This is a genomic window from Chromohalobacter canadensis (assembly GCF_029544075.1).
GTDB classification, from domain to species: domain Bacteria; phylum Pseudomonadota; class Gammaproteobacteria; order Pseudomonadales; family Halomonadaceae; genus Chromohalobacter; species Chromohalobacter canadensis_A.
Window position 1 is genome coordinate 178,275 of sequence record NZ_JAJQJH010000003.1, and the last position, 20,494, is coordinate 198,768.

17 protein-coding genes and 1 tRNA gene are annotated in these 20,494 nt (G+C 61.4%); 7 read left to right on the plus strand and 11 right to left on the minus strand.

Going from position 1 to position 20,494, the window contains the following annotated elements:
• Positions 1-9 precede the first annotated feature (9 nt).
• Positions 10-8,313, plus strand: coding sequence for an LPD38 domain-containing protein (locus LUN51_RS07040; RefSeq protein WP_277810699.1), 8,304 nt, complete (start codon positions 10-12; stop codon positions 8,311-8,313).
• Here the strand turns inward: LUN51_RS07040 and LUN51_RS07045 are convergent, their stop codons facing one another.
• The 4 genes from LUN51_RS07045 to LUN51_RS07060 form a co-directional block, all read right to left on the minus strand.
• The gene (locus LUN51_RS07045) at positions 8,314-8,535 is read right to left on the minus strand and encodes a hypothetical protein (RefSeq protein ID WP_277810700.1); all 222 of its coding nucleotides are present in this window, start codon (positions 8,533-8,535) and stop codon (positions 8,314-8,316) included.
• A 1-nt stretch (position 8,536) separates the two neighbouring features.
• On the minus strand, positions 8,537-9,133 hold the full coding sequence (locus LUN51_RS07050) for a hypothetical protein (protein ID WP_277810701.1): 597 nt from the start codon (positions 9,131-9,133) through the stop codon (positions 8,537-8,539).
• Between the two features lie 86 nt (positions 9,134-9,219).
• Entirely contained in the window at positions 9,220-9,471 is a 252-nt protein-coding gene (locus LUN51_RS07055; RefSeq protein WP_277810702.1) for a hypothetical protein, read from the minus strand.
• A 156-nt stretch (positions 9,472-9,627) separates the two neighbouring features.
• Positions 9,628-9,717: transfer RNA gene (locus LUN51_RS07060), tRNA-Ser, on the minus strand.
• Positions 9,718-9,887: 170 nt separating this feature from the next.
• Between LUN51_RS07060 and LUN51_RS07065 the strand changes: the two genes are divergently transcribed.
• From LUN51_RS07065 to LUN51_RS07090, 6 genes are all read left to right on the plus strand, one after another.
• Positions 9,888-10,559: a Bax inhibitor-1/YccA family protein gene (locus LUN51_RS07065; protein WP_246921993.1), complete on the plus strand. Its 672-nt coding sequence runs from the start codon at positions 9,888-9,890 to the stop codon at positions 10,557-10,559.
• A 729-nt stretch (positions 10,560-11,288) separates the two neighbouring features.
• Positions 11,289-11,681 (plus strand): sulfurtransferase complex subunit TusD, encoded by a 393-nt coding sequence (tusD, locus tag LUN51_RS07070; RefSeq protein WP_277810703.1) that lies wholly within the window; start codon positions 11,289-11,291, stop codon positions 11,679-11,681.
• A 36-nt stretch (positions 11,682-11,717) separates the two neighbouring features.
• The gene (tusC, locus tag LUN51_RS07075; RefSeq protein WP_277810704.1) at positions 11,718-12,098 is read left to right on the plus strand and encodes a sulfurtransferase complex subunit TusC; all 381 of its coding nucleotides are present in this window, start codon (positions 11,718-11,720) and stop codon (positions 12,096-12,098) included.
• A gap of 53 nt (positions 12,099-12,151) precedes the next feature.
• Complete coding sequence (tusB, locus tag LUN51_RS07080) at positions 12,152-12,442, plus strand: sulfurtransferase complex subunit TusB (protein WP_246921984.1); 291 nt, start codon at positions 12,152-12,154, stop codon at positions 12,440-12,442.
• Positions 12,442-12,795: a TusE/DsrC/DsvC family sulfur relay protein gene (locus tag LUN51_RS07085; protein ID WP_261507060.1), complete on the plus strand. Its 354-nt coding sequence runs from the start codon at positions 12,442-12,444 to the stop codon at positions 12,793-12,795. The genes tusB and LUN51_RS07085 overlap by 1 nt, the downstream gene beginning before the upstream one ends.
• A 46-nt stretch (positions 12,796-12,841) precedes the next feature.
• Positions 12,842-13,396, plus strand: a complete 555-nt coding sequence (locus tag LUN51_RS07090) for an ACP phosphodiesterase (RefSeq protein WP_277810705.1) — start codon at positions 12,842-12,844, stop codon at positions 13,394-13,396.
• Positions 13,397-13,414: 18 nt separating this feature from the next.
• On the opposite strand, the gene LUN51_RS07095 is transcribed toward LUN51_RS07090, so the two are convergent.
• The 7 genes from LUN51_RS07095 to LUN51_RS07125 form a co-directional block, all read right to left on the minus strand.
• Positions 13,415-14,605: a molybdopterin molybdotransferase MoeA gene (locus LUN51_RS07095; RefSeq protein ID WP_277810706.1), complete on the minus strand. Its 1,191-nt coding sequence runs from the start codon at positions 14,603-14,605 to the stop codon at positions 13,415-13,417.
• Positions 14,598-15,122 (minus strand): molybdenum cofactor biosynthesis protein B, encoded by a 525-nt coding sequence (moaB, locus tag LUN51_RS07100; protein WP_097023654.1) that lies wholly within the window; start codon positions 15,120-15,122, stop codon positions 14,598-14,600. The genes LUN51_RS07095 and moaB overlap by 8 nt, the downstream gene beginning before the upstream one ends.
• Complete coding sequence (locus LUN51_RS07105) at positions 15,119-15,439, minus strand: DUF1244 domain-containing protein (RefSeq protein WP_246921980.1); 321 nt, start codon at positions 15,437-15,439, stop codon at positions 15,119-15,121. Before LUN51_RS07105 ends, moaB begins: the two co-directional genes overlap by 4 nt.
• Before the next feature lie 115 nt (positions 15,440-15,554).
• Positions 15,555-16,598 (minus strand): formate dehydrogenase subunit gamma, encoded by a 1,044-nt coding sequence (locus tag LUN51_RS07110; RefSeq protein ID WP_261507053.1) that lies wholly within the window; start codon positions 16,596-16,598, stop codon positions 15,555-15,557.
• Positions 16,599-16,609: 11 nt separating this feature from the next.
• Positions 16,610-17,260 (minus strand): formate dehydrogenase FDH3 subunit beta, encoded by a 651-nt coding sequence (fdh3B, locus tag LUN51_RS07115; RefSeq protein ID WP_075369252.1) that lies wholly within the window; start codon positions 17,258-17,260, stop codon positions 16,610-16,612.
• 58 nt (positions 17,261-17,318) lie between these two features.
• Entirely contained in the window at positions 17,319-20,180 is a 2,862-nt protein-coding gene (locus LUN51_RS07120; protein ID WP_277810707.1) for a formate dehydrogenase subunit alpha, read from the minus strand.
• A gap of 33 nt (positions 20,181-20,213) precedes the next feature.
• A complete protein-coding gene (locus LUN51_RS07125; protein WP_277810708.1) occupies positions 20,214-20,432 on the minus strand; it encodes a twin-arginine translocation pathway signal in 219 nt (72 codons plus the stop codon).
• Positions 20,433-20,494: the final 62 nt, after the last annotated feature.

Consider the following 20,494-nt stretch of genomic DNA (forward strand, 5'->3'; position numbering starts at 1 on the left):
ACTCGCTGAATGGCCCTTCTTGAAGATCTTCGCGCGGCAAGCCCGCGCCTGCAATCCGCCTCCGACGAGCAACTTCTTAACGTGCTGGCTCAACAGCCGGAGTACCAAGGGCTGTCCGATGGCGAACTGAAAGCCGTGGCATATGGCCAGGACGGGGCGCCGGAAGAAAATGAGCCCGGTTTCGGCGCCGGTGTGGCGGCAGGCGTTGACCAGCTTCAGGCGATGGGCGGCGGTCTGCTCATGGCGGCGGGCGAGAAGGCGGGCAGTGAAGATGCCTATGAAGCCGGCAAGGGCATTTACGACCGCAATATGGAAGAGGCCCAGGAGAACGCGCTGGGCTATGGCTTCACCGACCTTTTCAGCGATCCCGATACCAGCTCATGGCAGTGGGCTAAGTACACGGCGGGCAACCTGTTGCCCACCATGGCCACCGCTGCTGCCGGTGGGGGTGTAGGCGGTGTTGGTGCGCGCATGCTGGCCGGCTCGGTTGCTAAACGTGCCGCGACCCAGGCCGGCCAAGCCATCGGGGCGTATGGTGCATCCGCCGGCATGGAAACCGGTGCGATCATGGGCGAGACCGACGATGCGGATGTGGCGCTTGCGCACGGCTCAGTGGCTGGCGCCCTGGATGCACTTCCGATCATGCGTGCACTGCGCAAGGTGGGCGGAAACGAACTCGCCGATAAAGCGGCTAGCGAGATTTCTGATAGCGCGCTGTCTAGCCTCAAGCAGAAAGCCGGGCAGTCACTCAAGGGCGCCACTGGAAAAGGGGCGCTGACTCAGGCATTGGCCGAAACATCGACCGAGGGGCTTCAAACGCTCATCGAGCAGCATGCTAATTACTGGGTGGATAATAACGGCGAATCGCTGCTTTCCAATCTTGGTGAAGCCAACTGGAAAGAAATCGTCGATGCGTCTGCCGCTGGGGCCCTAGGTGGCGGTGTAATGGGCGCGCCCGCTGGCCTTGCTGAACGTGGCCAGGCACGTCGCGCCCTGAGCAACATGCCTGATGGTTCTCAGTCCGCAGAAGCAGGGGCAACAGAACAAGGCCCGGACGGCGATCCCGATCCATCGGTCTTCGACAACGCCAACGTCAGCCAGCAGGAATATCGTGACTCTTGGGCAGAATACGACACACCGCCTGCGCAGCGCGCCCAGCGGCGCAAGGAGCAGGCGATTGCCGAGGCACGCCAGCAGACAGCCGATGCCGGTGGTGACGCGCTACAACAGGCGCAGGCCGCCCAGCAAGCTGAGCAGATGGCCGAAGGCGTCAACCAGGAAGAGCAAGCCGCCGAAGCGCCTCGACAAAGTGCCGAGATTGGCAACCGCATTCAGCTCGCCATGAACGCCGCCGAGGACATGGAGCCCCTGGCTAATGGCACGGAGCAGGGTAAAACCCGGCTGCGCAACATGAACGCCGTACTGCAACGGGCAGAATCCGCCTATGCCGACGGCAATATCGAACTCGCCAACCGGCTGACCGGACGCGCCGAGATGATTGGGCGCAACCTAACCCAATCGCTCAACCGCCAGGGCAGCCGAGAGCGCCCGGCGACCGGCACATGGGAGCGTGCCGCGCCGTTCGGCGGACGCCTTGGGCAAGATTCCGCTGGCCGCCTCAACGCCCCGGACGACGTTATCTACGGCGAAGGCCCCACGGCCGACACTACCCAATATGACGCGCAGGCTCGCAGCGTGCGCCGCGACGAACGCATGCAGGCACAGCGGCAAGGCGCCGAGCGCATGCGCGCCAACGTGGCCGAGCAGCGCCCGCAAATCCCTGACCAGGGTATCGTCTACGGCGACGGGCCTATCGCCGGCAATGCCAACACCGGCATGGATCAGCCCGTGCAGCGCCCTCGCTTCACTGATACGGGCGCGCGCGGCAACGCCGAAAGCCAGCGTGCCGAAATGGAGCGCCAGGCCCAGCGCGTGGCCGAGCTGGAGCGCACGCGAGGCCCGAGCGAAACCACCTACTTGCCGGAAAACACGCCGATCCAAACGCGCTACCGCGTCATGGATGCCGCCGAGCTGACGCCTTCCAATACGCCAGACGGCCAGGTCAACGCCCGTTATCCGCGTGAATTGCAGCCGCGCGACCGCACAAATGCCAATAGCCAGGTGCAGGTGCGCAACATCGCGGCCAACCTCAATCCCGAGCGCCTGGGGCGTAGCACTGATGCCGCTACCGGCGCGCCTATCGTGGGACCGGATGGTGTGGTCGAGTCAGGCAACGGGCGCACCATGGCTATCAGCCAGGCCTATGAGCAGGGCAATGCCGATGGGTATCGACAGCACGTCATGCGCCAAGCGCGAGACATGGGCATGGACACCGAGGCGGTGGCCGCCATGGATCGCCCCGTGCTGGTTCGTGAACGCTCCACCAACGTTGATCGCGCCGACTTCGCGCGCCGTGCCAACGAATCCACCGTGGCCGGCATGACGGCCTACGAGCAGGCACAGGCGGACGCCGACGCGCTGACGACCGATGACATTCAGCGTTGGGCGCCTGACCAGTCTGGCGACCCGCTGGCAGCCAGCAATCGTGACTTCATGCGCCGGTTTGTCCAGCAGTTGGGCAACAACGAGGCCGCGCGCTACACCACCCGTGACGGCCAAGCCAGCCCCGAACTCGGACAACGCATGCAGCGCGCCGTGTTCGCCAAAGCCTACCGTGACAGCGACATGGTGGAGATGGTCACCGAGCAGGGCGACGCCATGCGCAACCTGTCCGCCGCTCTCCAGGTGGCAGCACCGGATATCGCCTTGGCGCGAGACACCGGCAACCAGGACGCACTGACCACCACCGACACGATCAACGATGCCGTGCGCATCGTGCGCCGCGCGCGCCAGAACGGTGTCGCCATTCGTGAGCTGGTCAACCAGGGCGATGCCTTCAGCCAGTCGCCGTCACCGCTGACAGCGGACCTCGCGCTCTTCATGAATGCCAACATGCGCTCGCGCCAGGCACTGGCCGACGCCATGCGCTACATTGGTCAGGCGACACGCCAACGGGCGGAAGGCGCGCGCAATGGCGCGCTTTTCGAAGACACCACCACCAATCGAGACGTGATCGATGAAGGATTCCGCCAAGCCGACACACCGCAACGAAGCGCTACGCCCGATGTTTCAGGACGCGATCGCGAAGGCGAGTCAGCACAATCGCCTGATCGTGCCGAAGGGGCTCAGGCCGGGCAGCAAGACGAAGCGGTAGACGACGCCCCGCTACTCGACACCTACACCGAGCAGGACATCGCCGAGCGCGAACGGGCACGGCAGCAGGCAGAGCAGAAGGGCGCCGACCAGCGCCAACGAGAAGCCCAGCGCGCGCAGGCTGATACCGAAGCGAACGACTTTCGTTTGGCGGGCAGCAACCGCCCGGCTGACGTGGCCACCGCCGGTGGGCAGCAAGACCTCACGGATGCTGAGACGTCACCGCGCAACGGCCAGTCTCGCGAGGACCGCATCGAGGACTTCGGCGAGAAGATCGGCGGCGCACGGAAAGACCAGGCGCGCCAGATCCTGTCCGGTCTGAATGACGAGGCCGATACGTCCTCGACGTTGAGCGAGGCATTCCCGGCGCCCAACTACTCCAAGCTCGTCGAGGAAGGCACTGACCCACGCGCGGCGGCACTGGTTGCCGTACTGCGCGCCAGCATCCCTTCCAAGCCGCGCCGTGGTCTCCGCCTTCAGCAGTGGGTGAAGGGACTGAACAGTGCACGTGAGATGGCTCGCCAAGTGCTGGATGGCTCGATGGACATCGATGCCGCCTTTCAGGCGCCCGCGTCTCGCCGTTATCGGCAGCTCGAGGGCGCACTACGAACCGCCGAGATCATCGCACCCCTCAAGCCCAGCCTGTATACCAAGGCGGCCAAGTGGCGCGTCGATGCCGAGGCCGGCTTCACGCTCTACAACGGGCAGCCATTCAATCCCAATCAGACCGTGTACATGCTCAAGGATCCGCGCGGCCGCGACACTGGCGTGTGGGAGACAGACTTTGAGCAGATGCGTAGCAAGGCAGCCAATGTCATCACGCGAGCGGTAGAGAATGATGGCAGCAAGCCGCGCAGTCGCCAGACCAAGATCGATGTCTACCGCGACACGCGCACGGGGGAGCGCTTCCTGGGCTTCAAGAACCGGAGCACGACCATCCGCCTGCGCAGCGGATTCGAGAGCGTGAAAGAGGCCGTTGACTACCTCGATGGCCACCGCGACGAGCTGCAGGCGCAGATCGACAGCATGCGCCGCGGCCCGCGTATGCGCCGTGGTGAAAACTCCCCGCGCATTGGCGACGAGGTGCGCGACGGCGACGTGACCCCTGAGCAGTTCCAGGAAGCGTTCGGCTTTCGGGGCGTGGAGTTCGGCAATTATGTCGAGGGCCAGCGTCGGCAGGCTGACCTCAACCAGGCGCATGATGCCCTGATGGACCTTGCGACCACGCTGGGCGTACCGCCTCACGCCTTGTCGCTGGATGGCACTCTGGGACTGGCCTTCGGCGCCCGAGGCAAAGGAGGGCGTGGCGCGCCAGTCGCGCACTACGAATCGGGGCGTGTCGTCATCAACCTGACCAAGACGGAAGGGCCGGGCAGCCTTGCGCATGAGTGGTTCCACGCCCTGGACAACTTCATCCCCGGCGGACAGGGTGCGCGCAACTACCAGACCGACCTGACGACTGACGGGCCGGCGCGTGTCGAGCTTGCCGAGCGGTGGCGGGAAATGCGCAAGGCGCTGAAGGATAGCGGCTTCGAGAAGCGGTCCAAGGAATTCGACGTGCCGCGTTCCAAGCCTTATTACGGCACCCCTATCGAAATGGCGGCCAGGGCATTCGAGCGTTACACCCGCGACAAGATGATGGCGGAAGGCAACCGCAACGACTACCTGGTCAATATCGACAAGGAGGGCGGCGCGTATCCGACCGATGCAGAAATGCGCACCATCAAGCCAGCCCTCGACCGGTTACTCGGCACTCTGGAGCATCGCGATACCACGCGTGGCGTTGAGCTCTATGCTATGAGCGCGGGAGGCGAAGCCCTACGCCCCGCGCCCCGCGCGGAAGATATTCGCCAGGCACTGAAAGGCAATCCCGAGCTTTCAGAAGTGAATGTCATCCAATCATCATCGGAGCTACCGCCTGAGGCCCTGCTGGGCATGTTGCTGCGTGATGTGAATCCTCAGGAAGTAGCCGCTATGTACAACGGAGGCGATCTTTATGTCATCGCCGATAATGTGGATAGCACGCAAGAAGCTGTTCGATATGCAGTTCATGAAGCGGTGGGCCACAAAGGCATACGCGCCGTGCTCGGCGAAGATCTCGACCCCGTCATGCGCCAGCTCTACAAAACGCTGCCGCTCAGCAAGAAAGGTCGCGAGGCACTGAACGAGGTGCTTGAGAGCTACTCTTTCCTCGATCGCAACAACGCCAATGATCAGATCACCATCGGCCAAGAGATGGTGGCTCACCTGCTGGAGAAGGGCTATCGGCCCAAGGCCTGGCAGCGTGCCGTGGCGAAGATTCGCGAACTACTGCGACGCGCCTTCCCGGGGGTGGGATGGACCTACACCGACGTGCTGGCCCTGGGCGAGCGCAGCCGCGATTATCTGCGTCGGCAGCAGGCTGAGCGGCAGGGCGAAGATGTCCAGCTCTACAGCCTGCGCGGCAAGCAGCGCTATGCGTTTGAAACCCAGTTCGATGACTTCACCGACGCCGACCGCGATGCAGCGGCGAAGATCGGCGCCCGCACACCTCCGCAGCGCGCGATGGAATGGTTCAAGGAGAAAGCAGACCGCGCGTCGCTCAAGATCCGGCAGGGCATGGTGGACCGCTACGCCGCTTTCCGCGAGATGGATGAACAGCTTTACGGCGAATCGGCCATGGGCGAGAACATCCAGCGCTCGAGCTGGGTGCTGGCGCGCATGAGCAACGCTGCCAATGGCGCGCTTCATGCCATGCTCCATAATGGCCGCATCCGTCTCGATCCTGAGGAGAAAATCATCCAGCTTCAGGAAGGCGACGCCAAAGGCCTAGGCGAGGTGTTAGGTCGTCTCGGCAGTGCCGCCGAAATCGAGCGTTTCATGGGCTGGATCGCGGGGAATCGCGCGGCGCGCCTGGCCGAAGAGGGCCGGGAAAACCTGTTCGACGCGGGCGATATCGGCGCCATGAAGGACTGGAATCGCGGCACGTTGGATGATGGTCGCAGCCGCGATGCCGTCTACCAGGAGGTATTTGCCGAGTTTCAGCAATATCGCGACGACGTGCTGGCCGTAGCCGAGCAGAGCGGCATCATCTCCAAGGAGCAGCGCGAGATGTGGGCCGAGGAGTTCTATGTGCCGTTCTATCGCCTGTCCGAGGACAACGGCGGCTCCACGGGGCAGCTCGCCACCAATGGGCTATCGCGTCAACAGGCATATAAGAAGCTCAAGGGTGGGACGGATAACCTCAACGACCTACTTCAGAACACGATGATGAACTTCCACCACCTGATGGATGCCAGCCTGAAGAACCAGGCCGCGTCCCAGGCGGTGGAGAACGCCAAGGCCATGGGCATGGCCGAGGTCGTGCCGGAGAGCAACCGCGATACGACCACGAGCACCTTCGTCATGGAGAACGGCAAGAAGGTCTTCTACCAGATCGACGATCCGTTGGTGTTCGAGGCACTGACCGCGCTTGCTCACCCTGGCATGAACAGCAGCATCATGAAGGTCATGCGCGGCTTCAAGCGCGTATTCACCAACCTGACCACCACCACGCCGCAATTCATGGTCGCCAACCTGATTCGCGACTCGCTGCAGGCGACGGCCACCAACAACGTCTCGAAGAACGCCTTCAAGAACGTGATCAACGGTGCCGGCGCTTACCGTGACCAACGGCTGCGCGCCCAGATGCTGGCCAGCGGGGCCAGTTTCCGCTTCGGCCATTTGTACGGCAACAACCCGGACGAACTGCGTTCACAGCTCACGCGCAACATGCGTGACGCCAAGATCGTGGATGGCCCATCGGGCGTGCCTGACGCGCTGCGTGCTGGCTGGGCGTGGTGGAACGACGTCAACGACGCCACGGAGAACGTCAATCGTGCCGCTATCTATTCGCAAAACCGCGAGGGCGGCGAGCTGCGTGCGGCATTCGAATCACGCGATCTTATCGACTTCAGCGCCCATGGTGCATGGCCTGCCGTGCGCGTCCTGATCGACATCGTGCCGTTCTTGAACGCGCGCATTCAGGGCCTGGACAAGATCTATCGCTCGGGCGTCAAGCCTGGCGCCAGCGTCATGGCTGAAGCTTTCGGAAAGGGCAAGGCCGGAGTGCGCGACAAGCAGGCCGCCGCGCGATTCTGGACCGTGGCCGGGACGCTGACAGCGGCCACCATCGCCCTGTACCTGCACAATCGGGATGACGAGGAATACCAGAAGCTCGAGGACTGGCAGAAGGACACCTACTGGTTCTTCCGCGTCGGCGACCAGGGGTTCTTCATTCCAAAGCCATTCGAGGTCGGGGCGATTGCCACCATGGCGGAGCGCATCACCGAGCAATTTGCCGACGACGAGGCGACGGGCAAACTGTTTAGTCAGCGCATGATCCACATGGTGACGGACACCTTCAGCTTCTCGCCAGTGCCGCAGATGATGCAGCCGGCCCTGGACGTGTACGCCAACTATGACGCCTTCACAGGGCGCCCCATCGAATCCATGGGCATGGAGCGCCTATCTCCAGAGCTGCGCAAGCGCTCGAGCACGTCGAAGGCAGCGGAATGGATCAGCGGCGCACTGAACAGCACCCTCGGCGCCGTCGGCAGCGCGGACACCAACCCGTTCGCGCTGTCTCCCGTCCAGGTGGACCACCTGATCGGGGGCTACCTGGGGCAAGTTGGCACTTGGGCGGCATCGTCCGGCGACGTGGCGTGGCGTGTAGCCACCGGCAAGGAGAGTCCGGCGCAACACTGGTATGAATACCAGCCGGTGCGTCGCTTCTACCAGAACCTGGGAAACGAGGACCGTTACACCAAGTACGGCACGATCTTCTACGAAGGGCTGCGCGAGGCAAGTCGCGCGTATTCGGACATGAAAGAGCTGCGCGAGATGAACCAGCTCGAGGAAGCGGCCGAACTGGCCGAGTCCAAGCGCGACATGCTAGCCCTGCGCAAGCCGCTCAACCGTGCCCAGTCCCGGATGAATACCCTTAACAAGCGTATCGACCTGATTCGTAGATCAAACGTCGACGGCGAGCTCAAGCGTCAGCGCATCGACCGCCTGCGTGCAATCAAGAATCAGATCCAGCAGACATTGGCCGGACGCATCACGCAGGCGCGCAGCAACTGATCAACGCCGAACGGCGCCCACTCCCAGCAGGAAGAGGGCGCCGAACAGCAGCATAGGCACGTTGGCCAACAGCGCGATAATCAACACGAGCCCAGGGAGGCCGAGGTAGCTCACCATCAGCCAGCCTTGCACGTTCTGCCAATCCTTCGGCATGCCGATCATAACCAGTAGGCCGAGAATCGGCAGGATGAAGGCCAGGCCGAAAATGGTTCCGGTATCCATATTACCTCAAGCCAAAGGCGTGGTAGGCGCGATTCAGTTGGGCGCGAAAATCGCTTTCGGTGAAGGCGCCCAGCTCGTCACAACTGATGCCCTCGGTATAGGTGCCGACGAAACGCTTATCCGCTCGCTGCGAAAGCACCTGCAGGTCGGTGGTCGTCGCGCACTTCGCTGCGCCGTCAGGGACGAGAGAAGAATCTGCCGCCACCTGTGTCATACGACCTTTGCGGAATAGGTAGGTGACACGATGATCGCTGACGAATTCATAGCCATCGGAGTGCTCGGGAGGTAAGAAGCGCGAGCGCGACGTCAGGCGTTCGAAGAGCGCCGTCATAACGCGCGCATCGCCACTGCCATCCGACCAGCCAAAGCCATGCGACGTGCGTGTCGTACCACCTTGCTCGCTGGCCTTTGTGTAGTCTTCATGTGCTTTTTCGGAAAAGCCTGACTGGTAAACGAAACCCTTTGGGGAAGGGATTTCCGAGACCGGATAGCCCGGTGCCAGAACGGCATCATTCTTATGTCGTGGTTGATCAGCGCCAGGTTGCATGCCTGCACACCCCGCCAACAAAGCAAGGCTGGCAATCGCCATCTTCTTCATGTGTAGCCCCTTCTTAATGAGACGCCCCTCACTCTAGCGTGGAGCGAAGCGCACCGCGAGGGCCTGCCAAACGCAGAGGCGTCACATCACTTGCCCAAGCTCTCGCCAACCAGCTCTAGGATGGCTTCGCGGTGCTGATCCCATACCGACTCGGGAATCTCATCAGCCAGGCGCGCAGGCATCTCGCCGCAGGTCTCCCATATTTCCTCGCATTCCGAGCGTGGCAGTCCGTAGGAAGCCTTTCTCATCCTGTAGCGTACATTGATCCTGACGAACAGGCCGCTTTCCAGGCGCTGGATGCCATAGCTGATACCTCGGAAGTGGATTGGGTCTGGCATGATTCGCTCGCACCTTGGTCTGAAAACAAGCGTTTATGCACCGGGACGGCGAATATTCTATAACGGGGATCGTTATAGACGTTATAGGAAGCGGGGATTTTGAGAGGCGGGAACGAAAAAGGGAACCAGCTAAGTAGCTGATTCCCTTTTAGAATTTGGCGGAGGGACAGGGATTCGAACCCTGGGAAGGCGCAAACCTTCGCCGGTTTTCAAGACCGGTGCATTCAACCGCTCTGCCATCCCTCCGGCTTACGGCGGTGTATACTACCAGTATTCATTGAGTCGTCAAGACTTTTTGTGCTTTCAATGAGTTAAAACAACGGTAGGGCGTTGAATATCCATCTTGCAGTGGGAACTCAAGCGGGGCATCCTAGGTCTTACCTTATGTTTTCAGCGCCACCGAGGAGAGAAATCCCATGGCACACCGTACTTCTCAGATTGCCGGTCAGCAGACGCGATCGGAAATCAGTACTAACAAGGTGTTGCGTAACACCTATATGCTCCTGGCCATGACGCTGTTGTTCTCCGCTGTGACGGCGGGAACCGCGATGGCCATGGGCATCGGGCAGATGAATATCTTCATCTTCCTGATTGGCGCCTACGGCTTGATGTTCCTGGTTCACAAGACCGCGAATTCGGCGGCGGGCATCTTGTCGATTTTTGCGTTCACAGGCTTCATGGGATTCACGTTGGGGCCGATGTTGAGCCTTTACCTGTCATTGCCCAATGGGCCGCAACTGGTGATGACTGCACTGGGAATGACGGGGGCGACTTTCATCGGGCTGTCGGCCGTGGCCTTGATTACCCGCAAGGATTTCAGCTTCCTGGGTAACTTCATGATCGCCGGGGCGATCGTGTTGGTACTGGCGATGGTCGCGGCGATGATCTTTAACATTACCGCGCTGGCGTTGGCCGTCTCCGCTGGCTTCGTGCTGTTTTCATCGGCTGCGATACTGTACCAGACCAGCGAGATCATCCATCGCGCAGGGGAAACCAACTACATCTTGGCGACCATCACCCTGTTCGTATCGATCTACAACCTGTTCGTTAGTCTGTTGTCCCTTCTGGGCTTCATGTCCAACGATTGATCCGACACGTGGCGCTGCGGCGCCTGTTTGTCGAAGGCCCGCACCCCGAGAGGTGCGGGCCTTTTGTGTAGGGAGGGTTTATCCTCTCCAAAATTGCAGCAGGGGCTCGGCAAGCCCGTGCCAGCGGGTATAGAAGATCGCGCGTCGGCGAGCATTGGCGAGATCCTCGGTGTCATATATGTCATGACGAAGGTGCAGGTCATGACGAAGGAGTGCCAGACAGCCTATCTCGCAATGAGGCCTTGGACCTGAGGTAGTCGCTCGGTCGCAGTGGGTGCTCGACAGCGTGGCTGAAACGTCCTTGTCGGCCGTCTTCAGCGTCGCTGGCGAGCGCTTGGTCGGGGAAAGCAGGGCAACGGTCATGATCGTAACCTCCACGAATCAGTGGGTGTGCCGGTACATTACGACACATACACTTTCAATTTAGCCGGATTTCGTAACGGCTAAAGAAGATTCGCACAAACCGTGACGGCGCTCATATTAGCCGCTTCCCGTTGCGGTACGGCATAAAAAAAGCCGCCTGAGAAGGCGGCCAAGGTTGGGGATATCAACAGATCGTATCGCTAGCTAAGGACGTGCTATACGTTAGCTTGTTAAAAATATACTCGCTAACATGATTGGCGTCAATGATCGTTTGATGCCATGCCGCGTGCCTATCCATTATTTGCCTGACCTCGCTACGTCGAGGACAATCGCGTCATTCAACACGTCCGTGATGGGAGACTCTCGATGCGTTACGCGTTACTCGTACTGGGGGGCCCGTACAGCGATCAGGCAGCGCACTCCGCCTTGCGTTTCGCGCATGCCGCCATTGCGCGGGGGCATAGCGTCGATACCGTGTTCTTCTATCACGACGGGGTTCACAACGCCGCACACCTCGCGGCGCCGCCGCAGGATGAACCGCACCTTGTCGATGCCTGGCGCGACTTGCAGCGTATGCATGGAACCGCCTTGCAGGTCTGTGTGGCGGCGGCGCTGCGTCGTGGCTTGCTCGATGCCCGTGAGGCCGAGCGTCATGGCAAGAGCGGGGCGAGTCTCGAGCCTCCCTTCGAGTTGACGGGGCTGGGGCAGTTACTCGACATCAGCCAGACGCACGAGCGGCTGATTACCTTCGCGCCCTGAATTTGGCGTTTCTCATTTATGTCACGGGGAGCTGTCATGTCCGAGATAACCGAGGTACCGCACGGCGATCTTCTGGTGATGTTGCGCCATGCGCCGCACGGCGGTTTATGGCTACGCGAGGCTCTCGATCTAGCATTGGTGGGTGCGGCTTTCGGCCAGTCCGTCTCGTTGTTGCTGATGGGGGACGGCGTCTGGGCATTGCTCCAGGGACAAGGCCCGGGCCCGCTGGGACAGAAGGGCTCCCACAGCACCTTCGAGATGCTGGAGATGTATGATATAGAGCGTTTGTATATCGATTCCGACTCGCTCGAGGAGCGTGGTTTAATCCGCGACGATCTGCTCTTGCCGGTGATTGAAGTTCCGACGTCGGAACTCTCGACGGTGCTTGCCGGCCACCGCCAAATCTTCAATTTCTGAACGCTGCCCGTACTGAACGCCAGTTGGATAGCGCTGTTAGGAGACACCTGCGAATGTTGTTGCACTTGCTCAATCGTGCCCCGAGTTCGAGTTCCGTTCATCAGGACGTATTGCGCGCGATGGGGGAGGAAGATGCGTTGATGCTGATCGAAGATGGCGTGTTTGGCGCGGTAAGTGCACAGGTACAACATTTTCCCGGACTGGAAGGGCGCTTGTTCGCCCTGCGCGAGGATCTGGAGTCGCGCGGTCTGGCGGGGCGCTGCGATGCGCGCGTGATCATCGTCGACATGGATGGTTTCGTCGCCTTGACTGAGGACGCACAACGCACGGTGAGCTGGTTCTGATGGCGACCACACAAGCGACACGTTATATCACGGTGGAAGATCGAGAAATCGGGCTCGACCCCGAGGGGTTCGTGGTCGATATGACGGCCTGGACGCCGGCTGTCGCCGAGGCGCTGGCCGCCGAGGAAGGCCGAGAACTGACGCCTGAACATTGGGAAGTTCTCGAGGTGTTGCGGGCTTTCTATGCGCGTTACGAAAACGCCCCGGCGATGCGGCCCTTGGTCAAGGCCGTCAGCCAGGCGCTGGGGCCCGATAAAGGGCGCTCCCTGCACTTGATGCGGTTGTTCCCCGATAGCCCGGCCAAGGTGGGCGCGCGCCTGGCGGGATTGCCCAAACCAACCAACTGTCTTTAAGAACTGTCTTTAAAGACTGTCTTGAAGCATTACCTCTAGGCCTTCGATGAACTTTCTTGCACATGCCTGGCTGGCACGTGGCGGCAACGACGCTTTCCTGTACGGTAACTTGATCGCCGATGGTGTCAAAGGCGATCCTGACGGCGATTGGGCGGCGGATATCGCGCGGGGTATTCGTCATCATCGCCGCGTGGATGCCTGGGTTGACGACCATGCCGTGATCCGTGGCGTGCGAGAGCGCGCGCCACGCCCTCAGCGGCGTGTGGTGGGTATCGCGCTGGACCTGGTGTGGGATCACTTCGTGGCGCGCGATCACGCCGATGCCGCCTTGATCGCGCGTTGCTACCGAGTTCTGGGGAAACAAGGTTCGGCCCCGAATCGCCTGGCGCCGATGATTCCCGCCCTGATCGAAGATGATTGGTTGAGTCGTTACGCTGATTTCGACTTTACTTGCCAAGCGATCGCGGGCCTCGGGCGTCGCTTGAGCGGACCCAATCGCCTGGCCGAGCTGGTGCCTTGGTTGCGCACCGACTACCCCGCACTAGAGCACGACTTCCATGTCCTCTGGCCGGCGCTCAATAAAGCGTTGAGCGCTGACTAGGCCTCGTTTTCAGTGGTATTAATCCGTTAGCCATAAGCATTCCACACGCCCGCCCTCGTTGAGGGTGGTGTGTTCGGGTACGACCGCCAGGGCATCGGCCTCGAGGCAGGAGGACAGCACGGCCGAGTTCTGATCGGCGAAGGCGTGGGCGACGATGCCTTCGACGGTGAATTCGAGCCCCACGCGCATGTAGTGGCGACGTGCTTGCGTGTGCGTGGTGAAGGCTGCACGCGCCCACAGGCGGGGTAGCATGGCCATGCGTGGGCAACCCAGCAGGGCTCCCATGAGGGGGCGGAGATATACCCAGGCGCCGACAAAGCAGGACACGGGGTTTCCGGGTAGGCCTACTAACCGCGCCTGACCGATGCGTCCCAGCGCCAGGGGCTTGCCGGGGCGCATGGCCAACTGCCAGAGATCTAGCTGACCCAGTGATTCCAGCGCGTGCTTGACGTGGTCTTCTTCGCCGACGCTTACGCCACCAGTGGTGACGATGACATCGGCGCGTTCGGAGGCCTCGCGCAGGAGACGTTGGGTTGTCGCGAAATCGTCGGCGACGTGCTTACGCATGACCAGCTCGGCGCCGAAACGTTCGAGCAGGCGTGACAGCATGGGGCGGTTGGAGTTGTGGATCTGTCCCGGCGCGAGCGATTGACCGGGCTCGATGATTTCATCACCGGTGGAGAGTAGCGCCACGCGTGGGCGACGATACACCCCGACCTGAGTGATGCCCTGGCCGGCCAGATGCCCCAAAGCGGCCGCCTCGAGCCGGGTACCTGCTTCCAGGAGTGGGGTGTCGGCTCGTACGTCGCGCCCACGGCGGCGAACGTTATCGCCCAGCGTGATGTCGCCGGGAATATAAGCCTGGGCGTCTTGCGCTTCCACGCGCTCTTGCATGATCACTGTGTCGGCGCCCGGCGGAATTTCACCGCCGGTGAAGATACGTGCGCAGGTGCCCGGTGCGAGCGAATCGGGCGCGTGGCCGGCGGCGATGCGCTGGCTGATGGGCAACCACTGGCCGGCATCGGCCTGGCGCAGTGCATAGCCATCCATGGCGCTGTTGTCGGCGGGCGGTACGTCAAGGCGGGCGGTGACCGATTCTGCCAGCACGCGGCCCGCCGCTGCCTCGCAATCGATTCGTTCGACCTCTCCCGCCTTCACGTCCTTCAGCAGTGCCTCCAGCGCGCTTTCGACGCTTTGTAACTCAGCCATGCTGACCTCTCCCGGGGATCACGAGATTGGCAAAGTTGCAGGGTTTGTGACGGCTATCGAGCTGTTCGTGAAGGATGCCGTCCCAGGCGGTACGACATGCCCCGGTGGAGCCGGGGAGGCAGAACACCACGGTGGCGTTGGCTAGGCCGCCGAGGCAGCGGCTCTGCACGGTGGAGCTGCCGATTTCCTGCCACGAGAGATGGCGAAACAGTTCACCGAAACCTTCTATGTGCTTGTCGAGCAACACCTCGACCGCCTCGGGGGTGGAGTCACGTCCGGTGAAGCCCGTTCCGCCGGTGGTGACGATGACCTGCACCGCCTCATCGGCAATCCATTGGGCGACGACCGCTCGGATACGATAGACGTCATCCGCGACGATACGCTTTTCGACCAGCTCGTGGCCGTCGCTCTTGAGGCGTTCGACCAGGGCATCGCCGGACCGGTCGGTCGCTTCGGTGCGTGTGTCGGAGACGGTCAGCACTGCGATCTTGAGAGGAATGAAGGCGGCCTCGCTCATGCCTGGGTGTCCTTCTTGCGCTGCTGGCGGGCATCCAGCGCCTCGAGTTGTTCGGGCGTGGCAGGGGCCTGATAGAGTTCCTTCCATTCGCTATAGGGCATGCCGTAGACGTATTCGCGGGCTGTGTCGTAGTCGAGCTCGACTCCCCGCTGCTCGGCGGCGGCCACCAGCCATTTGGACAGGCAGTTGCGGCAGAAGTCGGCCAGGATCATCAGGTCGATATTCTGCACGTCCTTGTTGGCGTCGAGGTGATCGAGTAGTTGGCGAAAGGCGGCCGCCTCGAGTTCGGTGCGCGTGGCAGTGTCGATGTTGTGCATGGGAAAGCCTCCTCGCTGGGTATGTCATCATGAGATGGCATTAGCATAACAAAGAGCGACACCGCCCGGGGGCGGTGTCGTCTCGCTTGCGGTGTTTCAGCGCTCGTGATGGCGTTCAATTGGGTCGGTGTGCCGTTGCCGTGTCGTCGCCGACGGGCGGGTCGCTTTGCTGAGGCTGGCCGGCGTTGTCCTTGACCTCCTCGTACCACAGGTTGTGGTGCTGCTTGGCCCAGGTTTCGTCGACATAGCCGGTGGCCATGCCTTCCAACGCGCCCTCGGTGCCCAAGGTGCCGATATAGATATGCCCGAGCGCCACGGTCATCAGGATCAACGACGTCACGCCGTGGAACATGTTGGCCCACTGCATGTTGTCGCGGGTCTGGCCGAAGATGGGGAAGTCGAGCACGAAGCCACTGACGACGACCAGCATGCCGACGCTGGCGAGCAGCCAGAACCAGACCTTTTCGCCAGCATTGGCGAAACCGGCATCGGGGTGCTTGTCGCCAACCATGCCGCCGCCTTGCTTGAACCACTCCCAGTCATGCTTCTTGGGCAGGTTGACCTTGAGCCACTTGGCAAGAATGACGATGAGCAGGATACCGAAGACGGGCCCCGCGTAGTTGTGGATTAGCTTGGAGCCCATGATCATGTTGGCCCAGAAGACATCGCCGAAGACATGCCTGAATACGAACTTGCCATACAGCAGGTTCAAGCCGGTCAGCGATAGGGCGATGAATAGCGTCGCCACGGTCCAGTGCAACGAGCGCTCGAAAGCGGTCCAGCGCAGGATCTTGCGTCCCGTACGCTCATGATCGAGGTCGTTGCGCCCGACAACCAGGTAGAAAATCACGAGAACCGTCAGCATGCCGCCGATGGCGATAAGGCCGGCGGGCGAAACCCACTCGTTGCGGATTTGACGCCAGGTCTCACCGCTGGGGTTGATCAGGTTATACGTCGAATCATGACGGGAATCGATGAAGTTCTCGCCACTCTTGACCTGCCGCCAGGTGTCGGCATCCACCGTGCCGACCGCTTGACCTATTTCCTCGTCGGGCTCAGCCGCCGATGTGGGTGGGGCCAGGCTGGCGGCCAACACCGCCAGCAATAGCACCGCACCGATCATACGCAGCCGCCACAGGCATTGCATGAGTGTGTGCATTAGCTTTCTCCTCACCCTTCACGTGTGGCGCGGGTGGCGTCGTAGGCCATCTCGTCGAGATTGGCCGAGACGTCCGGGCCCGACATTTGCGCCTTCTCGACGGACGACCAGCCACCGTCTTCATGGCCGCGATAAACCACACGCTGACGGAAGATGTCGGAAATGGTCTGGGCATCACCGGCCAACAGCGCCTTGGTGGAGCACATCTCGGCGCACAGTGGCAGCTTGCCTTCAGCGATGCGGTTGGCGCCGTACTTCTCGTATTCCTCTTCCTTGGTCTCGGCGGGGCCGCCGGCGCAGAAGGTGCACTTGTCCATCTTGCCGCGCTCGCCGAAGGCTTCTTCCTTGGGAAACTGCGGTGCGCCGAAGGGGCAGGCGTAGAGGCAGTAGCCGCAGCCGATGCAGATGTCCTTGTCGTGCAGGACGATGCCGTCATCGGTCTTGTAGAAACAGTCGGTCGGACAAACCGCCATGCACGGCGCGTCGTCGCAGTGCATACAGGCCACCGAGATCGAGACCTCGGAGGGCTTGCCGTCGTCCAGGGTGACCACGCGACGACGCTGGATGCCCCAGTCGGTCTCGTTGGCGTTCTTGCAGGCCGTGACGCAGCCGTTGCATTCGATGCAGCGTTCGGCGTCGCACAGGAATTTCATTTGAGCCATGGTGTTCTCCTCTTGCCGATGAGGCACGTGGCCTCATCAGTGTTTCAAGCATCGTCGGTCAGGCGGAGGCTTTCTCGATCCGGCACAGGGTGCACTTGGTTTCCTGCATTTGCGTCACTATGTCGTAACCGTAAGTGGTCGCGGTGTTGGCGGCCTCGCCGAGTACATAGGGCCGTGCACCTTCGGGGTACTTGTCTGCCAGGCTCTCGCCTTGGAAGATGCCTCCGAAATGGAAGGGCATGAACGCCACGTCGCGCGCCACGCGCGGGGTCACCATGGCCTTGACTTTGACCTTGCCGCCCTCCGGCCCGTGAACCCAGACCATGTCGTCGTTCTTGATGCCCAGGTCGTTGGCCTGTGCTGGGTTGATCTCGACGAACATTTCCTGTTGAAGCTCGGCGAGCCATGACATGGAGCGGGTTTCCTCGCCGCCGCCCTCGTACTCGACCAAGCGTCCCGAGGTCAGAATGATCGGGAAATCCTGGCTGAAGTCTTGCTCTTGAATTGAGCGATAGAGAGTCGGCAGGCGATAGAATGACGCCACGTCGTCCCAGGTCGGATATTCCTCCACCAGGTCGCGCCGGCTGGTATAGAGCGGTTCGCGATGCTTGGGTACCTCGTCGGGGAAGGTCCACACACGGCAACGTGCCTTGGCGTTGCCGAAGGGCGCGCAACCATGCTCGATGGCCACGCGCTGAATCCCGCCGGAAAGATCGGTTTTCCAGTTCTTGCCTTCCGCCGCAGTTTTTTCTTCGGCGGTGAGATCATCCCACCAGCCCAATTCCTTGAGCATGTCGGCGGTGAACTCGGGGTAACCGTCGTTGAGCTCGGAGCCTTCACTTGCGACGCCGTCGGCGAGTAGATCCTCGCCATCGTGTTCGACGCCGAAGCGGGCCCGAAACGTAAGGCCACCTTCTTTAACGGACTTGCTCATATCGTAGAGCAGGGGCGTGCCGGGATGGTTGAACTCGGGCGTTCCCCAGCAGGGCCAGGGCAAACCGTAGAAATCACCATCGGCGGGGCCGCCTTCAGCTTTCAACGTATCGAAGTTGAAAGTGTGCCAATTCTTCTGGTGTTCTTTGAGGCGTTCGGGACTTTGCCCGGTATAGCCCACGGTCCACATGCCGGCGTTGATCTCGCGCAGCACGTCCTCGATCACCGGACGGCCATTCTCGATGGTGTAGTTGCGCGTGAACTCGTCGCCGAAGCCGAGTTTCTTGGCCATGAGGTACATGATCTCGTGATCGGGCTTGGAGTCGAACATCGGTTCGACGACCTGATCGCGCCACTGCAGAGAACGATTGGTGGCGGTCACGCTACCCGTGGTTTCGAACTGCGTGGCCGCGGGCAGCAGGTATACGCCGTCCGTGCGATCGTGCATGACGGCGGCGACGGTGGGGTAGGGATCGACCACGACCATCAATTCGAGCTGACTCATGGCCTTTTTCATTTCCGGGCCACGGGTCTGAGAGTTGACCGCGTGCCCCCAGTAGAACATCGCCTTGAGGCTGGTGCGCTGGGCGATATCCTCGTCATTTTCCAGAACCCCATCTATCCACCGCGAGACGGTGATGCCATTGGAGTTCATGGGCAGGCTACCGTTGTATTCGGTCTGGTCGAAACGGTTCTTGATCCACTCGTAATCGACATTCCATATCTTGGCCCAGTGCTTCCAGGCACCTTCGGTAAGACCGTAATATCCAGGGAGTGAATGCGACATCAACCCTAGATCGGTAGCGCCCTGCACGTTGTCGTGGCCACGGAAGATATTGGCTCCACCGCCGGAAACGCCGATATTGCCCAGCGCCAGCTCGAGAATGCAGTACGCGCGGGTGTTGTTATTACCGGTGGTGTGCTGGGTACCGCCCATGCACCACACCACGCAGCCGGGACGGTTTTCGCTGATGCGCTTGGCGACATCGTACATGTCGGCCTCGCCGACGCCAGTGATGCGCTCGACCACGTCCGGCGGGAACTCGGCGACTTCGCGGCGTACTTCTTCCATGCCGAACACACGCTGATCGATGAACTGCTGGTCTTCCCAGCCATTCTCGAAGATATGCCAGAGCAGGCCCCAAATGTAGGCCACGTCGGACCCCGGCCGCAGGCGCACGTACTTGTTGGCCTTGGCAGCGGTCCGCGTGAATCGTGGGTCGACGACGATGATCTGCGCGTGGCTACGTTCCTTGGCATGCAGAATGTGCTGCATAGCGACTGGGTGCGCTTCGCTGGGGTTGGAGCCGATGAACAGGATCGACTTGCTGAAGTGCATGTCGTTGAGCGAGTTGGTCATCGCCCCGTAACCCCAGGTATTGGCCACACCGGCGACGGTGGTGGAGTGGCAGATGCGTGCCTGGTGATCGGTGTTGTTGGTGCCCCACAAGGCTGCCAGCTTACGCATCAAGTAGGCTTGTTCGTTATTGAACTTGGCCGATCCTAGCCAATAAATGCTGTCGGGACCGTGTTGTTCGCTCAGCTCCAGCACCTTGTCACCGATTTCCTCGATGGCCTGATCCCATTCGAGGCGCTGCCACTTGCCGTCGACCAGCTTCATCGGGTACTTCAGGCGCCGCGTGGAATGGCCGTGCTCACGTAGCGAAGCACCCTTGGCGCAATGCGCGCCGCGGTTGATCGGGTGGTCGAACGCGGGCTCTTGCTTGGTCCAGACGCCTTCCTGTACCTCGGCGTAGACGCCACACCCCACCGAGCAGTGAGAGCAGATGGTGCGCTTGGTTTCGACGGGAGCATCGGAATACGCCGTCTTTTCCTTGGCGTTGGCGGCCTGCATCATGCCATGGCCCATGAAGCCGGCAGCGGCGAGGCCACCCGTCGCCACACCACTGCGTTGCAGGAATTGCCGGCGGCTGATGCCCAGCCCACCCTGGCCGGTGGGTTGGGAGGATTTTCGAGTCAATCGCATGGTTATGTCCTCAGTTCCGGTTCTCTCGACCGTTTAGTCGCGCAAGGTGGCGTAGAAGGCCTTGACGTGATCGGTTTCGCGATACGTCGTTTCGCCGGCATCGGTGTCTTTTTCTTCATCTGACTGTGCTTGTGCCAAGGTGACATGGCCGACGGCCACGGCTGCACCCGCAGCGACCGTGCCCAGTCCGATGTTGCGCAAGAAGTGGCGCCGGGCGGGGTTGTTCGACGTTTTATTGTTCGACTCTTTCATGGGGCGACTCCTGTGGTCACTGAGCACCGTGATATTGCCGTCAGGCAGCGTCATGGGTGCAG

Bases quoted from the DNA above. Each gene is read 5' to 3' on its own strand.
- LUN51_RS07040 (WP_277810699.1), top strand. From the start codon at position 10: ATGGCCCTTCTTGAAGATCTTCGCGCGGCAAGCCCGCGCCTGCAATCC.
- LUN51_RS07045 (WP_277810700.1), bottom strand. From the start codon at position 8,535: ATGGATACCGGAACCATTTTCGGCCTGGCCTTCATCCTGCCGATTCTC.
- LUN51_RS07050 (WP_277810701.1), bottom strand. From the start codon at position 9,133: ATGAAGAAGATGGCGATTGCCAGCCTTGCTTTGTTGGCGGGGTGTGCA.
- LUN51_RS07055 (WP_277810702.1), bottom strand. From the start codon at position 9,471: ATGCCAGACCCAATCCACTTCCGAGGTATCAGCTATGGCATCCAGCGC.
- LUN51_RS07065 (WP_246921993.1), top strand. From the start codon at position 9,888: ATGGCACACCGTACTTCTCAGATTGCCGGTCAGCAGACGCGATCGGAA.
- tusD (WP_277810703.1), top strand. From the start codon at position 11,289: ATGCGTTACGCGTTACTCGTACTGGGGGGCCCGTACAGCGATCAGGCA.
- tusC (WP_277810704.1), top strand. From the start codon at position 11,718: ATGTCCGAGATAACCGAGGTACCGCACGGCGATCTTCTGGTGATGTTG.
- tusB (WP_246921984.1), top strand. From the start codon at position 12,152: ATGTTGTTGCACTTGCTCAATCGTGCCCCGAGTTCGAGTTCCGTTCAT.
- LUN51_RS07085 (WP_261507060.1), top strand. From the start codon at position 12,442: ATGGCGACCACACAAGCGACACGTTATATCACGGTGGAAGATCGAGAA.
- LUN51_RS07090 (WP_277810705.1), top strand. From the start codon at position 12,842: ATGAACTTTCTTGCACATGCCTGGCTGGCACGTGGCGGCAACGACGCT.
- LUN51_RS07095 (WP_277810706.1), bottom strand. From the start codon at position 14,605: ATGGCTGAGTTACAAAGCGTCGAAAGCGCGCTGGAGGCACTGCTGAAG.
- moaB (WP_097023654.1), bottom strand. From the start codon at position 15,122: ATGAGCGAGGCCGCCTTCATTCCTCTCAAGATCGCAGTGCTGACCGTC.
- LUN51_RS07105 (WP_246921980.1), bottom strand. From the start codon at position 15,439: ATGCACAACATCGACACTGCCACGCGCACCGAACTCGAGGCGGCCGCC.
- LUN51_RS07110 (WP_261507053.1), bottom strand. From the start codon at position 16,598: ATGCACACACTCATGCAATGCCTGTGGCGGCTGCGTATGATCGGTGCG.
- fdh3B (WP_075369252.1), bottom strand. From the start codon at position 17,260: ATGGCTCAAATGAAATTCCTGTGCGACGCCGAACGCTGCATCGAATGC.
- LUN51_RS07120 (WP_277810707.1), bottom strand. From the start codon at position 20,180: ATGCGATTGACTCGAAAATCCTCCCAACCCACCGGCCAGGGTGGGCTG.
- LUN51_RS07125 (WP_277810708.1), bottom strand. From the start codon at position 20,432: ATGAAAGAGTCGAACAATAAAACGTCGAACAACCCCGCCCGGCGCCAC.